The organism is Mycobacterium sp. (assembly GCF_965229265.1).
Lineage (GTDB): Bacteria > Actinomycetota > Actinomycetes > Mycobacteriales > Mycobacteriaceae > Mycobacterium.
This window is the reverse complement of the sequence record NZ_CBDDIY010000010.1, coordinates 388889-402858: the sequence shown is the minus strand read 5'-3', so window position 1 is coordinate 402858 and position 13970 is coordinate 388889. Positions and strand designations below refer to the sequence as shown.

Sequence of the window (13970 nt, the reverse complement as noted above, 5' to 3'; positions counted from 1 at the left end):
CTGTTAAGAACCAACTTTCACTCTCGGACCCGACAGCGGGCAACTCCGCCTCGATTCGGCCGGTCTGAGCGCGTTGATTCGGCTGCCCGGACGGCTAGCGCAGTGCGGGCAGAACGTCGTCGGTCAGCAGCTGGACCGACTTCCATGCCTCGTCGATCGGCATGCCTCCGACCAGGGGGTGCATGACGATCGGGCCGTAGGTCTTCGACTCGCGAACCTCGCTGATCAACTGGTCGGGGGTGAGGAATCGGTACCGGCCCGAGGCGCGCACCTGCTCCAGGGTCTGCACGCCGGGCAGGTGCATCGAGGAGCGGGACGGGTCATCGGACCACCGCCCATAGGTGACCGCTTCCCACAGAATGTGCCCGCCCAGTTCGGCCCACGCCCGCTCGGGGTCCTCGTGCAGATAGATCATCCCGCGGTTGACCGCGGGTGGCATGAGGACGAACGGCTCCATCCCGGCCGCCCGGCACAACTCGGCGTAGTACTCGGCGAGGTCGGGTCGGTGATCGGGCAGGCTGAGCGGCAGACCGAATCGCACCGCCCGGCGGACCGTCGCGCGCACCCCGCCGCCGAGGTACAGCGGCGGATGCGGCCTCGACCAGGTGCCTGAGACCACGCCGGCGGTGGGGTCGGTCCAGGCCGTCAGCATGGCCTGCAGCGCCTGGTCCATCAGTTCCCCCCGGCGGGTGAAGTCCACGCCGAGGGCTTGGTACTCCACCTCCCGGTAGCCCAGGCCGACGGTGGTGTGTAGCCGCCCCCGGCTCATGGCGTCGACCAGTGCGATGTCTTCGGCCATCCGGACCGGGTTCCAGAGCGGTGCGAGCGCACAGTCGATGCTGGCGAAGATGTTGGCGGTGCGGGACAGGAACATCCCGGCGATCATCACCGGGTTGGCGCTCCAGGCGTGGCCGGTGATGTGGTGTTCGTCGACGCTCACGGCAGCGATCCCGTGCCGGTCCCCGAATTGCGCCAACTCCAGTGCGGCGGAGAGTAATTCACCCTGCACACGGGGGTCACCGCCGGGGGAGGCAAAGTTGAACCGGAGAATCGCGAGCATCAGAGCACTGTATTGGTGCCGTTGCGCCAAACTCGATGCGAACGGGTCACGATTTGGCCGCTGTCGGCGGTCGAGCGGTTGCCTGTCGGTGCCCGCCGCTACGGTGGCGCCGTGCGCGAGGACGCGGCCGCAGTCAGGACGGCGCTGCAGTGGCTGGGGGTGTGGATCATTGCGACGGCGCTGCTGGCGCTGATGGGGCTGCTCAACCAGGCGGTGTGGGCGCTGGCCGTGATCGGCGCGCTGATCACGGTGGTCTGCGCCTGGCGGGCGTTAGTGGCGTGGCTGGATCACCGCAGGGCGGCGCGACGCGACGCGCTCTACCGCGCCTCCGGGCAGGCCGCCGTCGACGCGATGACCGGTGTGGAGTTTGAGCACTACGTGGCGGCGGTATTGCGCGGAACTGGATACAGCGTTGAACTCACCAGGGCGACTGGCGATTTCGGCGTCGATCTGATTGCCACCCGGGACGGGGTACGCACCGCGGTGCAGTGCAAGCGGCAGAACCGGGTGGTCAACGGCGCGGCCATCCAGCAGGTGGTGGCCGGTGCGGCCGTGCACGACTGCACCGCCACCATGGTGGTGACCAACCACCGCTACACCCGGGCAGCCGCCCAACTGGCCGAGGTGCACGGCTGCGTGCTGGTCGACCGCATCCGTCTGGCGCGATGGTCCCGCGCTCCGTTGCGGCGTCAGCCGATGAAACGGTCGCGGTAGGCCCGCAGCCGCTCGGCCACCTCGCCGGGGTCCAGTCCCACATCGGCGAGGTCGTAGATGACCTCGCCGTGCCGCCCGCGTGGATGCTCGGCGATGAAGTCCGCCATTGCCGAGCGCACGTCGTCGTCGTAGGGCTGGGCGGCCAGCGCGTAGATCTTCGACAGCGTGCCCTGCTCGTCGGCCATGAAGTCGGTGAATCGCACGTCGATCGACTGGTCGGCCGGCAGCACGTCGCGGTCGCGCAGGCAGCCGCTGAACAGGTCGTCGGCCCGGTCCAGCCAGTACCGTGCGATCTTGGCGGGATCGGGTGCGGCGCATGCCATCCGGGATGCGTAGGCGATCATGGTGACCATCGACCGGGTTACCTCCACCGGATCGCGATGCGTCACAACGAAGGTCGCGTCGGGGAAGGTGGCATACAGGGTGGGGAACTGTTCGAGGTGCTGGGGTGACTTCAACACCCACCGGGTGCCGCCCCGCAACCACTGCATGGCCCGCAACTGGCGCTTGAGGTGAGCGTAGGACGGCCCCTGGTCGTGCGACTTGTAGTGCGCCGCGAATGTCGGCAGGTAATAGGTGGTTTCGAAGAGCATGCCGGAGATGTCGTTGGCCAGCAGCTGGATCTCCTCATGCGCATGGTCGACGGTCATGTCGTGCATCCGCTTGAAGTCCGGCATCGTGGTGTCGACCAGGTCGAGTCCGGCCGAACATCGGTCTCGGCGAGCCTGCACTTCCGGCGGGCAGGAGCGTAGCGACTCGGGAAAGGGCACGGCGTCGTCGGCGGCGGGGAAGGGTTCCAGGCTCTCCCAGTACGGCAGGTAACGCAGGTTCGGATCGGCGCCGATCAGGTTGTGCAGGTGGGTGGTGCCGGTCCGCGGGAGACCGCAGATGATGATCGGCCGTTCGATGGCGATATCGTCGATCTCGGGGTGCGCGGCGAGCAGCGCCTCAAACCGGAGCCGGTTGATCAGATTGCCGACGAGTTGCTCGAAGACAACCGCTACGCCGACGTCGGAGAGTCCGGCTTCTTCCCGCAGCGACCAGCACAGCACATCCAGTCGCTCGCGGAAATCGTTGTCTCCCCAGCGATCCAGTCCGGTCCGTTCGGATGCGGCGGTCAGCATCGCCTCCGGCGTCAGCTCGAGGACGGCCCCGTAGTCGGCCAGCGCCGCCCGCATCGGCCGCGCGGCCTCGGGAAAGACGGGGTGGGCGAGGTCGGTGAATCTGACCGGCTTGGGCCGCTCCGCGCCGGTGGTCATGCCCTCAGCTCCGCCACATCCACGACCCGGCAGCGGGGCCGCTGCGGGGTGTGCTCCGGCAGGAACCACCGCAGCCAGATCAACCCCTTGGTCCGCCCGGCCGTCGAGACCCAGTTGGGCTGGCCGGGGTCGGTGTCGCTGACGACGATCCGCCAGGATCCGTCGGGCTCGTAGCTGACATGCGCGCCGTTGATGGTCACCCGTTCGTAGCTGTAGTCGTAGGTGTGCAGGAACGGGTTCCACAGGCACAGGTTCCAGAACACGCAGGGCGGTGACATGCCCTCGATGACGAGCGCCTGCCCGGGCTGCAGCTCGTAGGCCCCCATCGCGTAGGCGGCGTCGCCGGCTGCCCACCCGTAGGTCTGCTGGGGGACCGGGTACGGTTCGGCGATCTCGTTGGGCGGCTCGACCCGGACCGGGATGAATGAGACCTGTTCGTTGATCCAGACCTTGGCGGCACGCAGGCGACGGATGAGGTCGGCGCGGTCGTCGTGCTTGCGGGCCGGCCGGTCGACCGCTTCGATCTTCCACTGCACGCGCCGGTCGGTCTCGGGGTTGTCCAGGTAGTCGCGGGTCAGGGCCACGACGGCATCGGATTCGAGTTTCAGCCAGGCCCCGGGCTGTGGGTCGGGGCTGATCGTGAACTCGAAGTTGCCGTCGTCGTCGAACTCCAGGCTGCGGTCGTTCATCGTCCCGACGATCCGATTGCTGTAGTGCCCGTCGTCCGGGCCGCCGTAGACGGTGATGGACAGGTAGACGGAGTCGCCCCGGTTGCCGGTCACCCGGTAGGTGCGGTTGGGGTCGATGGGGGCGAGTTGGTAGAACGCGTCGGAGTTGTCCCCGCCCCATCGCTGGTAGGGCCCGATCACGTCGACGAACCGCGGATTGGCCTTGTCGCCCCAGACATAGGCGTCCACGGCGACCCGCAGCAGGCTGAAGGTGAGCCGGTACCCGTCGAGGATGTCGGCCTCCTCGAGCGGGGGATCGGCGGTGAGGACCTTGCGCTCGATCGCGCCGAGCTCGTCGAGCAATTCGTGAAACGCCGTCGACAGGTCGTCCTGGGTCATCGTCCTTCTTTCTCTCGGACTTGCACTCCCTGCATGACCAGGGAGCAGAGGGTGTCGACCAGGTGGTCGGTGTCGCCGCGGCCGTCGACCAGCACGCCGTAGAACGTGGTGCCGATCAGCACGCTGAACAGGGTGTCGGTGTCGACATCGGCACGGACGACGCCCTGCTGCGCGCCGGCACGCACCAGCGCCGCCAGCTCGGCGCGGATCATGTCGTCGAGCAATTGCTGTGTGCGGATGTGTAATTCGGTGTCTCGGCGCCGTTCGGCGAGGATCCCCATGGTCGCGGCTTCCACCACCGGCTCGCGCCAGAAGGCGGCGGCTCGGTGGGCGAATTCGCGTAGGTCGGTCTCGAAGTCGCCGGAGCGGACCAGTGTCTCCCCGCCGGCGGCGGTACCGAACGCCGCCTCGAAGACCACGTGGGCCTTCGAGGGCCAGCGTCGGTAGATGGTGGGCCGGCTGACCCCGGCCCGGCGGGCGATCGACTCCATCGACACCTGGTCGTAGCCGACCTCGGTGAGCAGGAGGCGGGTGGCCGCCATGATCGCCTCGTGGGTGCGCGGATCGCGGGGCCGGCCGCGGACCGGCTCCCGGCCGGTCGCCGGGACGTCGCGATTCGGAACCGTCACCGGAATTATGTTCCGTGACGTCACGTAAACTGTCAATGCCCGGTCTTACCCGTTTCTGACCCGTGGCCCGACCCCATGGCCGCCGCCCCGGTGGGCCCATAGCCTGAAACCACGGCGCCTGGTGAACCACACGACGACACGGCTCGTGTCAACGAAACAGCCTGGTCCCGACCTGGGAGGTCATGTCATGCGTTGGTTGCACACCGCGATCCGATCACTACTAGTGCTAATGGCCACGGCCGCACTGGCTTTGGGCGTCGCCAGCCCGCCTGCGGCGCTCGCTGACGACCAGTTGAACTTCACCGGCACCACCTTGAGCGGTGCCCCGTTCAACGGCGCCAGCCTGCAGGGAAAGCCGGCGGTCCTGTGGTTCTGGACGCCCTGGTGCCCGTTCTGCAATCAGGAGGCGCCCACCGTGAGCCAGGTGGCAGCGGCCAATCCGAAGGTCACCTTCGTCGGGGTCGCCGCCCGGGCCGACGTCGCCCAGATGGAGGGCTTCGTCTCGAAGTACAACCTGAACTTCACCAACCTCAACGACGCCGACGGGTCCATCTGGGCCCGCTTCAGGGTGCCGTGGCAGCCTGCCTACGTCTTCCTGCGTCCCGACGGGACGTCGACGTTCGTCAACAACCCGACCTCGGCGATGTCGGAGCAGGAGCTCAGCGACCGGGTCCAAGCACTCCAGTCCTGAGGTCGACCACACGTGGACGGAAGTCTGACCGGGCTGGCGCTGGCCGCGGGCATGGTAGCCGCGCTCAATCCGTGTGGGTTCGCCATGCTGCCGGCCTATCTGACCCTCGTCGTGCGCGGTGACGGCGCGACGGCGGGCCGGGCCACGGCGGTGGGACGCGCACTGGTCGCCACTGCGGCGATGGCGCTGGGGTTCCTTGCGGTCTTCGGGGCGTTCGGCCTGCTGACCGTGTCGGTCGCCTCGACGGTGCAGCGCTACCTGCCCTACGTCACGATCGTCATCGGCATTGCGCTTGTCGCCCTTGGCATCTGGCTGTTGTGTGGCCGCGAGCTCAGCGTGTCGGGCTGGCGTCCCGGTCAGCGCTGGGCGCCGAGCGCGCGGCTGGGGTCGATGTTCGGCTACGGCGTGGGCTATGCGATCGCATCGCTGTCATGCACCGTGGGGCCGTTCCTGGCAGTCACCGGCAGCGCCCTGCGCACCGGGTCGGCACTCGACGGTGTGCTCGTCTACGCCGCCTACGCCGCCGGCCTGGCGTTGGTGGTGGGCGTGCTAGCCGTCGCGGTGGCGCTGGCCAGTACCGCGCTGGTCGACCGGATGCGCCGCCTGCTGCCCTACGTCAACCGGATCAGCGGCGCGGTCCTGGTGGTGGTGGGACTCTACGTCGGGTACTACGGCCTCTACGAGGTTCGGCTGTTCAGCGACAACGGCGATCCGGCCGATCCGGTGATCACCGCCGCGGGCCGGGTGCAGCGGGTGCTGGCCGGCTGGGTGTACCGCACCGGCTGGTGGCCTTGGGCGCTGGCGTTGGCCGTGCTGGTCGCAGCGGCCGCTGCGCTGGTGTGGGCACGGCGCCGCAGCAGGCGTCCGCTGTGACAAGCCGGTCCTCTGCGGCGACGTGCGCTTCCGCTAGTCGCATAGCCAGCGTCGATATACTCCGCAGCACATCCGAGACAGGGAGATGAACCGATGACGAAACATCCGGTGCGAACGTGGGGGGCCGCCGCCGCAGCGGTGCTGGCCCTCAGCGGCGTTCCTGCGGCGATCGTGACGATTCAGCCCAGCGGGGAGGCGCACGCCGACGTATGCGCCAGCGCCGGCCGGCGGGTCACAGTCAGTGGTTGTGCGGACTTGGGCGAAGTGATGGCCCCGTACGTGCCACCACCGGCGTACTACGCTCCGATGCCCGAGGACTACCCGCCGCCGCCCCCGCCCCCGCCGCCGCCAGTCAACGGTTGCGTGGGCTGGAACGGCCGCTGGGTCAACGCCTCCGCCTGCAACTAGCTCCCAATCACGACGAAACCCCGCGGGCAACGCCCGCGGGGTTTCGTTTTGCGCAGATATCAGGCCAGGTCGAAGCGATCGCTGTCCATGACCTTGACCCACGCCGCGACGAAGTCCTTGACGAACTTCTCCTTGGCGTCGTCCTCGGCATACACCTCGGCGACCGCCCGCAGTTGCGAGTTCGACCCGAACAGCAGGTCCACCCGGCTGGCGGTGTACTTCTGCGCACCCGTCGCGCGGTCGGTGCCCACGTAGGTCCCGTCGTCAGCCGGTGCCGGTGCCCACTTCGTGCTCATGTCGAGCAGGTTGACGAAGAAGTCAGGCGTCAGGGCGCCCGGCTTGTCGGTGAGCACACCCAGCTTCGTGCCGCCGAAGTTGGTGTCCAGCGCCCGCAGGCCGCCGATCAGGACCGTCATCTCCGGAGCCGACAGCCCCAGCAGATTGGCCCGGTCGATCAGCTGGTACTCGGCCGGAAGGCTGAGCCCCTTGCCGACGAAGTTGCGGAAACCGTCGGCCTTGGGCTCCAGGTACGAGAACGACTCGACGTCGGTCTGCTCCTGGGTGGCATCGCCGCGACCCGAGGAGAACGGCACCTCGATATCGAAGCCGGCAGCCTTGGCGGCCTTCTCGACACCCACATTGCCGGCGAGGACAACCAGGTCGGCGAAGGAAACGGTGACCCCCGCACTGGACTGGATGTCTTCCAGCTTGCCGATCACCTGGGCCAGGTCGTCGGGTTCGTTGGCCTCCCAGCCCAGCTGCGGCTGCAGCCGGATCCGGCCGCCATTGGCACCGCCGCGCATATCGCTGTCGCGGTATGACGAGGCGGCCTTCCAGGCCGTCGACACCAGCTGCGGCACGGTCAGACCCGAGTCGGCAATGGCAGCCTTCAGGGTGGCGACGTCGGCGTCGGACAGCGGGGTGCCGGCCGGGACGACGTCCTGCCACACCCATGTCTGCTGTGGCTTCAGGGGTCCGAGATAGCGGACGACCGGGCCCATGTCGCGGTGCAGCAGCTTGAACCAGGCCTTGGCGAATTCCTCGGCGAGCTCATCGGGATGATCGAGCCAGCGGCGGGTGATCTTCTCGTAGATCGGGTCCATCCGCATGGCCAGGTCGGTGGTCAGCATCGACGGGTGGGTCTTGCCTTCGCCCTGGGCCATCGGCACCGAGTTGGCCCAGCCGTCGTTCTTCGGCTTCCACTGATTGGCGCCGGCGGGGCTCTTGGTCAGCTCCCACTCATTGCCGTACAGGATCTCCAGGAAGCTGTTGTCCCACTTGGTGGGGGTGTGGGTCCAGGTCACCTCGATGCCGCTGGTGAAGGCGTCGTTGCCGACACCCGTGCGGGTGGGGTTGGCCCAGCCCAGACCCAGCTGCTCGAGCGGGGCCGCCTCGGGCTCGGGCCCGATCACGTCGGCATCGCCGTTGCCGTGGGTCTTGCCGAACGTGTGGCCGCCGACGATCAACGCAGCGGTTTCCACGTCGTTCATCGCCATCCGGCCGAACGTCTCGCGGATATCGATGGCCGCCCCCACCGGGTCCGCAACACCTTCCGGGCCTTCGGGGTTGACGTAGATCAGACCCATATGGCTGGCACCGAGGGGGTTTTCCAGCTTGGTCCGGTCACCGTCGGTGCCGGCGTAGCGGTCCTGCGAGCCCAGCCACTCGTGCTCGGCGCCCCAATAGATGTCCTCTTCGGGCTCCCAGTAGTCGGGTCGGCCGAAAGCGAATCCCGCGGTCTTGAAGCCCATGTGCTCGAGGGCCCGGTTGCCGGCGAACACGATCAGGTCCGACCACGACAGCTTCTTGCCGTACTTCTTCTTGACCGGCCACAGCAGTCGGCGCGCCTTGTCCAGGCTGGCGTTGTCGGGCCAGCTGTTCAGCGGGGCGAAACGCTGCATGCCCTTGCCGCCGCCGCCGCGACCGTCCTGCACCCGGTAGGTGCCGGCGGCGTGCCAACTCATCCGGACGAAGAAGGGGCCATAGTGACCGAAGTCGGCGGGCCACCAGTCCTGCGAGTCGGTCATGACGGCGTCGACATCGCGGGTCAGCTGATCGAAGTCGAGCGTCTGGACGGCGGCTCGGTAATCGAAGTCGGCGCCCAGCGGATTGATGACGTCAGGATCCTTCTGCAGGATCTTCAGGTTGACCGCATTGGGCCACCAGTCCCGGTTGCTGCCGCCCTCGACGGGGGGCTTGATGCGCATCGGGCAACCGCTTTCGGCCGGCTCGGTTTGAGCCTCTCCAATCGGGGGAGTTTCCTCAGGCACTGCTGTTCCTTTCGGGAGTGGTGAATTGGGCTGCGATCACGGCTGTGGTCGCGACGGTTGCTGGGCCAGGCAGTCCGGGCAGTAGCCCCAGTAGATGACCTCGGCCTCGTCGAGGATGAACCCGCTGTCCTCGGACGGAGTCAGGCAGGGTGCTTCGCCGACGGCGCAGTCGACGTCGGCGATGGTGCCGCACGTGCGGCACACGACGTGGTGGTGGTTATCGCCCACTCGGGCCTCGTAGCGGGCGACCGATCCGGAGGGCTGGATGCGCCGGACCAGCGCGGCGGCGGTGAGCGCGTGCAACACGTCGTAGACCGCCTGGCGAGATACCTCCGGCAGGGCTGCCCGCACCGCGCCGAAGATCGTCTCGGTGTCGGCGTGTGGGTGGGCGTGCACCGCCTCGAGCACCGCGACCCGAGGCCGGGTGACCCGGAGTTCAGCTGCACGCAGCTGGTCGGCGAAATCCGACATGGAGGTCACGATGCGATAGTCGTCCCTTTTCTGGAATGAGTCAAGAGTTTGTTGGGATTGATTCGGTGAACTTCTGCCCCGCTTCCCGGCCCGTTCCGCGTGCGGTGAACACCCTCGGGGAAACGGGCAATCCCGTGACCCCGACGGTACCGCCGACGACGGCCGGCGCAGCCGGATTCGGCGACAGCCCGCGGCGGTCGGGCAGCGTGTGGGCGATAACCGGCCATCGGTATGGTGATGCTCTCGGCGGACCGCGTTTGGCGGCCATCGTGGCCCGCGCCCCGGGGGAACCAGTCGTCTCATCAGGAGAAGTTTCGTGCCCCTCAACACCGTCGCGCTCGAACTCGTGCCGCCCAACACCGATCGAAGTCCGGACGAGATCCTGGCCGAGGCGCGCAAGGTCGCGCGGCTCTCCGCCGAGACCGGCCTGGAGGGCCGCATCCGGCACGTGATGATCCCGGGGATGATCGCCGAGGACGACGACCGTCCCATCGAGATGAAGCCCAAGCTCGATGTGCTCGACTACTGGTCGCGCATCGTGCCGGAATTGCCCGGTATGAAGGGCCTCTGCACCCAGGTCACCGCGTTCATGGATGAGCCCACGCTGCGCGCGCGGCTGTCCGAGCTGCTCGAGGCGGGCATGGAGGGCATCGTCTTCGTCGGGGTTCCCCGCACCATGAGCGACGGCGAAGGCGGCGGCGTCGCACCGACCGACGCGCTGGAGATCTACCGCGACCTGGTCCCCAACCGGGGCGCGATCCTCATCCCGACTCGGGACGGCGAACCCGGCCGGTTCGGCTTCAAGTGCGGGCGCGGGGCCACCTACGGCATGACCCAGCTGTTGTATTCCGATGCCATCGTCGGGTTCCTGACCGATTTCGCCCGCGACACCGACTACCGGCCGGAGCTGCTGCTGTCGTTCGGGTTCGTGCCCAAGGTGGAGACCACCGTCGGACTCATCGAGTGGTTGATCCAGGACCCGGGCAACTCCGCCGTCGCCGCCGAACAGGAATTCGTGCGCACACTGGCGGCCAGTGAGCCGGAGGTCAAGCGGCGGCTGCTGGTGGACCTGTACAAACGCATCATCGACGGAGTCGCCGACCTCGGATTCCCGCTGAGCATCCACTTCGAGGCCACCTACGGCATGTCGCGACCCGCGTTCGACACCTTCGCCGAGATGCTCGCGTACTGGTCGCCGCCCGGCTCCGCCCCGTAGCGTCTACGCCAGTGAAAACGCTGATCGACTTCGACAACGCGCCGGTCTTCGCTATCCCGGCCCGGCCCGGCTATCCCGGGTTCGACGGGTGTGAGGGCATGCTGATCGAAGGCCCGCAGGGCTGGGGTGAATTCAGCCCGCCCCGAACCAGCTCCGATCAGGCCGCCGCGCGCTGGCTGACCTCCGCGGTCGAGGGCGGCACGGTCGGCTGGCCGGATCCGGCCCGGGGCCGGGTGGCGGTTGCGGTGCCGGTGCCGGCGGTGGATGCGGACAGTGCGAGGGCCATCACCGCGGCGAGCGGGTGCCGTAGCGCCGATGTGCGAGTCGTTGGCAGTGCTGATCGGCTTTCCGAGGATGTCGCCCGGCTCGCGGCAGTGCGTGACGCCCTCGGCCCGGGCGGCGCGATCCGATGCCGGACCGCCGGGATGTGGGACGTCGACACCGCGGCGGCGGTGATCCCGGTTCTGGACCGGGCGGCCGGCGGTCTGGAATTCGTCGAGCAGCCGTGCGCAACGGTGGCGGAGCTGGCGGCGGTCCGGCTGCGGGTCGATGTGCGCATCGCCGCGGATCTGGCGCAGTTGGACGCCCGCAACGCGACGCGACAGGCGTTGTCCGAGGCCGCCGACATCGCAGTCCTGACGGTCGGCCCACTGGGCGGGGTTCGGCGCGCGCTGCGGGTGGCCGAAACCTGCGGGCTGCCGGGTGTGGTGAGCTCGGCGCCGGGCACCACCATCGCGCTGGCCGGCGGACTGGCGCTGGCCGGCGTATTGCCCGAACTCGAGTTCGACTGCGGGCTCGGCACGGTCTCGGTGCTCGCCGGCGACCTGGTGTCGCAGGCCCGTTCACTGACTCCGGCCGACGGCTACCTGCCGGTTGCGCCCATGCCGCCGGCGCCCGACCGGGACCGTTTGGCGCAGTTCGCGGTGCGCGACCCCGACCGGATTGCCTGGTGGCGCAATCGATTACAGAGCGTGTCGCAGCTGGTCTGAGGTGATGCGGGGGGACTTGTTCGGGCTAACGACGGCGCCACGCGGCGAAGGCCAGGCCCGCACCGATCACGACGATGACCGGCCCGAGCACTGACCACGTCGTGGTGTTGCTCATCGGACTGCCCTGCACGGCCCCGAAGCCCTGCAGCGTGAACAGCAGCCCAAAAAGTGCGACCAGCACCCCCAGGATTCCGACGGCATGGCGCATGATCAGCTCCTCTTCCCGCTCGGCAGGGCCGTCGATACCGCCCGCATCACGGCCCGGCGCACCTTGAGCGCGCCCGACTCCGCGGCGCCACCGATTGGCGACCGGTTCGGCGGATCCAGTTGCAGCGCATCACCTTCGGTGATCCACCCGGCCCGGGTCACCGTGCCGTAGACCCCCAGGCAGCGCCGCGAATGAGCGGCGATGGTCCGGGTGATCTGCCTGTCCCGCTTGAGCTCGGGCTGCTCGTGGGACGGCATGACGCAGCGAATCGTGGGGATCAGCGGCTGCAGGTCGGCGTGCGGCGCGTGCAGCGTGCCGCCGCACCAGTCCCATTCCGGATGTGCCGAGGCGGCGGGGGAGTCGACGACGATCGTCGGGCGGAATCGCCGGACGTCGAAATCCGAGTCCGGTGCCAACGCGGCCATGGTGGCCAGGCTCTGCTCGGTGATCACGTGCACCGGATAGGCATCGACGTAACTGCCGACGGGGGTGGCATACCGGCTGATCTCGGCGAGCTTGCGGACCGGGAACATCGACAGGTCCGGCAGCGGCTCGTCGTCCTCGAGCCCGAAGATGGCGCGCAGGTCGGCCTTGGTGGACATCGGTCCGCGGTACTGGTCGCGGCGGTCGAGCGGCGGCAGGGCCCGCAGTTCGACGCGATGGTTGAGATAGGTCGACAACGCCTCGTGCACCCCGGGATCGGAACTGCTCACCTGGCTGCCGTCGGGAAAGCCGATGATGACCTCCGGAGCCCGACCGGGGCCGGCGTCCGGCGGCGGTGTCTGCGCGTAGCGCGCCGTGCACCACAGCAGGCCGGGCAGACGCTTGGCGCCGGTCGTCGCGTCGCCCTCGATGTCGCGAACAGCCCAGGTCCGGTCGGCGTGCAGCCCCAACTCGCCGATCTGCGCTTCGTCGAGGCGCTCACCCAGCATCGATTTCACCGGGTAGCGCCAGATCGACCTGATACGGCCCGCGGGGATCATGGCCTCAGCCTAGGGCCGCCCGCGCCCGGAAAGCGACAGCTGTGGGCCGGCGAAAACGACCTGGCTTCAGCCCGGCCCCATGCCGATGGGACGATGGAGCGGCGACTTTGCAGCACGAAAGGCACCGATGTACGACCAGACCACCACCGGGTGGGACACCAGCCACGATCCGCACGACGTGGGATTTCGCATCGATCCGGTGCTGGCCCGCAGCTGGCTGCTGGTCAACGGGGCGCACCAGGACAAGTTCGCCGCGGCGGCGCGCTCGCGCGCCGACATCGTTGTGCTCGACATCGAGGACGCCGTCGCGCCCAAGGACAAGTCCGCGGCCCGCGACAACGTCGTGAGCTGGCTGGGCGCGGGCAACACCGACTGGGTGCGGGTCAACGGGTTCGGCACCCCGTGGTGGGCAGATGACCTGGCGATGCTCGCCGGGGCCAGGGTCGGCGGGGTGATGCTGGCGATGGTGGAGTCCGTCGACCACGTCACCGAGACCGCCAAGCGGTTGCCGAATATCCCGATCGTGGCCCTGGTCGAGACGGCGCGCGGGCTGGAGCGGATCACCGAGATCGCGGCCGCCAAGGGCACCTTCCGGCTGGCCTTCGGCATCGGCGATTTCCGCCGCGACACCGGCTTCGGCGAGAACCCCGCCACCCTGGCCTATGCGCGGTCGAGGTTCACCATCGCGGCCAAGGCCGCCCATCTGCCGGGGCCGGTCGACGGCCCGACCGTCGGGTCGAGCGCGCTCAAGCTCAGCGAAGCAACCGCTGTGTCGGCGGAGTTCGGCATGACGGGCAAGATCTGCCTGACGCCGGACCAGTGCGCGACGGTCAACGAGGGCCTGGCGCCGTCACAGGAAGAGATCGCCTGGGCCAAAGAGTTCTTCGCCGAGTTCGAGCGTGACGGGGGTGAGATCCGCAACGGTTCGGATCTGCCCCGTATCGCACGCGCCAACAAGATCCTCGACCTGGCGCGGGCCTACGGTATCGAGGTGTCGGAGTTCGACGACCAGGCGGTGCACGTGACCGCGCCGTCGGACACCTATCACTACTGAGTTTCTGACGTAATCGTGACCGATGGCCCCGGCGGCCATCCGGCGGGAACGCCGCTCCGAACTACCCGTGCATCACCC

General features: G+C 68.5%; 15 protein-coding genes. 7 read left to right on the top strand and 8 right to left on the bottom strand.

Annotation, left to right across the window (positions count from 1 at the left end; translation table 11 throughout):
- Positions 1-94 precede the first annotated feature (94 nt).
- Positions 95-1063, bottom strand: a complete 969-nt coding sequence (locus ADBZ9K_RS04025) for an LLM class flavin-dependent oxidoreductase (RefSeq protein ID WP_526620711.1) — start codon at positions 1061-1063, stop codon at positions 95-97.
- 108 nt (positions 1064-1171) lie between these two features.
- Here ADBZ9K_RS04025 and ADBZ9K_RS04020 point away from each other — a divergent pair, with 108 nt between their 5' ends.
- A complete protein-coding gene (locus tag ADBZ9K_RS04020; protein ID WP_526618661.1) occupies positions 1172-1774 on the top strand; it encodes a restriction endonuclease in 603 nt (200 codons plus the stop codon).
- Here the strand turns inward: ADBZ9K_RS04020 and ADBZ9K_RS04015 are convergent.
- From ADBZ9K_RS04015 to ADBZ9K_RS04005, 3 genes are read right to left on the bottom strand one after another with little or no spacing between them, the layout of a single operon-like run.
- A complete protein-coding gene (locus ADBZ9K_RS04015) occupies positions 1750-3033 on the bottom strand; it encodes a sulfotransferase (protein ID WP_526618660.1) in 1284 nt (427 codons plus the stop codon). The genes ADBZ9K_RS04020 and ADBZ9K_RS04015 overlap by 25 nt on opposite strands.
- Positions 3030-4100 carry a DUF1214 domain-containing protein gene (locus ADBZ9K_RS04010; protein ID WP_526618658.1) on the bottom strand — a complete coding sequence of 357 codons (1071 nt, stop codon included), beginning with the start codon at positions 4098-4100 and terminating at the stop codon, positions 3030-3032. Before ADBZ9K_RS04010 ends, ADBZ9K_RS04015 begins: the two co-directional genes overlap by 4 nt.
- Positions 4097-4729: a TetR/AcrR family transcriptional regulator gene (locus ADBZ9K_RS04005; protein WP_526618656.1), complete on the bottom strand. Its 633-nt coding sequence runs from the start codon at positions 4727-4729 to the stop codon at positions 4097-4099. Before ADBZ9K_RS04005 ends, ADBZ9K_RS04010 begins: the two co-directional genes overlap by 4 nt.
- 229 nt (positions 4730-4958) lie before the next feature.
- On the opposite strand from ADBZ9K_RS04005, the gene ADBZ9K_RS04000 reads away from it, so the two are divergent.
- The 3 genes from ADBZ9K_RS04000 to ADBZ9K_RS03990 all read left to right on the top strand — a co-directional run bounded on the left by ADBZ9K_RS04000 (position 4959) and on the right by ADBZ9K_RS03990 (position 6701).
- Complete coding sequence (locus ADBZ9K_RS04000; protein ID WP_526618654.1) at positions 4959-5420, top strand: protein disulfide oxidoreductase; 462 nt, start codon at positions 4959-4961, stop codon at positions 5418-5420.
- Between the two features lie 12 nt (positions 5421-5432).
- On the top strand, positions 5433-6293 hold the full coding sequence (locus ADBZ9K_RS03995; RefSeq protein WP_526618653.1) for a cytochrome c biogenesis CcdA family protein: 861 nt from the start codon (positions 5433-5435) through the stop codon (positions 6291-6293).
- Positions 6294-6386: 93 nt separating this feature from the next.
- A complete protein-coding gene (locus tag ADBZ9K_RS03990; protein ID WP_526618652.1) occupies positions 6387-6701 on the top strand; it encodes a hypothetical protein in 315 nt (104 codons plus the stop codon).
- A 59-nt stretch (positions 6702-6760) separates the two neighbouring features.
- Here the strand turns inward: ADBZ9K_RS03990 and katG are convergent, their stop codons facing one another.
- Together katG and ADBZ9K_RS03980 are read right to left on the bottom strand one after the other, a co-directional pair.
- Entirely contained in the window at positions 6761-8971 is a 2211-nt protein-coding gene (katG, locus tag ADBZ9K_RS03985) for a catalase/peroxidase HPI (protein ID WP_526618650.1), read from the bottom strand.
- 36 nt (positions 8972-9007) lie between these two features.
- A complete protein-coding gene (locus ADBZ9K_RS03980) occupies positions 9008-9442 on the bottom strand; it encodes a Fur family transcriptional regulator (RefSeq protein WP_526620710.1) in 435 nt (144 codons plus the stop codon).
- Between the two features lie 316 nt (positions 9443-9758).
- Here ADBZ9K_RS03980 and ADBZ9K_RS03975 point away from each other — a divergent pair, with 316 nt between their 5' ends.
- Together ADBZ9K_RS03975 and ADBZ9K_RS03970 are read left to right on the top strand one after the other, a co-directional pair.
- Positions 9759-10658, top strand: a complete 900-nt coding sequence (locus ADBZ9K_RS03975) for a mycobacterial-type methylenetetrahydrofolate reductase (protein WP_526618649.1) — start codon at positions 9759-9761, stop codon at positions 10656-10658.
- An 11-nt stretch (positions 10659-10669) separates the two neighbouring features.
- On the top strand, positions 10670-11647 hold the full coding sequence (locus ADBZ9K_RS03970) for an o-succinylbenzoate synthase (RefSeq protein WP_526618647.1): 978 nt from the start codon (positions 10670-10672) through the stop codon (positions 11645-11647).
- A gap of 25 nt (positions 11648-11672) precedes the next feature.
- On the opposite strand, the gene ADBZ9K_RS03965 is transcribed toward ADBZ9K_RS03970, so the two are convergent.
- Positions 11673-11855, bottom strand: coding sequence for a hypothetical protein (locus ADBZ9K_RS03965; RefSeq protein WP_526618646.1), 183 nt, complete (start codon positions 11853-11855; stop codon positions 11673-11675).
- A gap of 2 nt (positions 11856-11857) precedes the next feature.
- Positions 11858-12838 carry an MOSC domain-containing protein gene (locus ADBZ9K_RS03960; protein WP_526618645.1) on the bottom strand — a complete coding sequence of 327 codons (981 nt, stop codon included), beginning with the start codon at positions 12836-12838 and terminating at the stop codon, positions 11858-11860.
- Between the two features lie 127 nt (positions 12839-12965).
- On the opposite strand from ADBZ9K_RS03960, the gene ADBZ9K_RS03955 reads away from it, so the two are divergent.
- Positions 12966-13892 carry an HpcH/HpaI aldolase/citrate lyase family protein gene (locus tag ADBZ9K_RS03955; protein ID WP_526618644.1) on the top strand — a complete coding sequence of 309 codons (927 nt, stop codon included), beginning with the start codon at positions 12966-12968 and terminating at the stop codon, positions 13890-13892.
- Positions 13893-13970: the final 78 nt, after the last annotated feature.

What these genes read in the sequence shown, in the direction of transcription:
- ADBZ9K_RS03960 (WP_526618645.1), bottom strand. Translation starts at nt 12,838, where the DNA reads ATGATCCCCGCGGGCCGTATCAGGTCGATCTGGCGCTACCCGGTGAAA.
- ADBZ9K_RS03965 (WP_526618646.1), bottom strand. Translation starts at nt 11,855, where the DNA reads ATGCGCCATGCCGTCGGAATCCTGGGGGTGCTGGTCGCACTTTTTGGG.
- ADBZ9K_RS03955 (WP_526618644.1), top strand. Translation starts at nt 12,966, where the DNA reads ATGTACGACCAGACCACCACCGGGTGGGACACCAGCCACGATCCGCAC.
- ADBZ9K_RS04010 (WP_526618658.1), bottom strand. Translation starts at nt 4,100, where the DNA reads ATGACCCAGGACGACCTGTCGACGGCGTTTCACGAATTGCTCGACGAG.
- ADBZ9K_RS03980 (WP_526620710.1), bottom strand. Translation starts at nt 9,442, where the DNA reads ATGTCGGATTTCGCCGACCAGCTGCGTGCAGCTGAACTCCGGGTCACC.
- ADBZ9K_RS04015 (WP_526618660.1), bottom strand. Translation starts at nt 3,033, where the DNA reads ATGACCACCGGCGCGGAGCGGCCCAAGCCGGTCAGATTCACCGACCTC.
- ADBZ9K_RS03990 (WP_526618652.1), top strand. Translation starts at nt 6,387, where the DNA reads ATGACGAAACATCCGGTGCGAACGTGGGGGGCCGCCGCCGCAGCGGTG.
- ADBZ9K_RS04000 (WP_526618654.1), top strand. Translation starts at nt 4,959, where the DNA reads ATGGCCACGGCCGCACTGGCTTTGGGCGTCGCCAGCCCGCCTGCGGCG.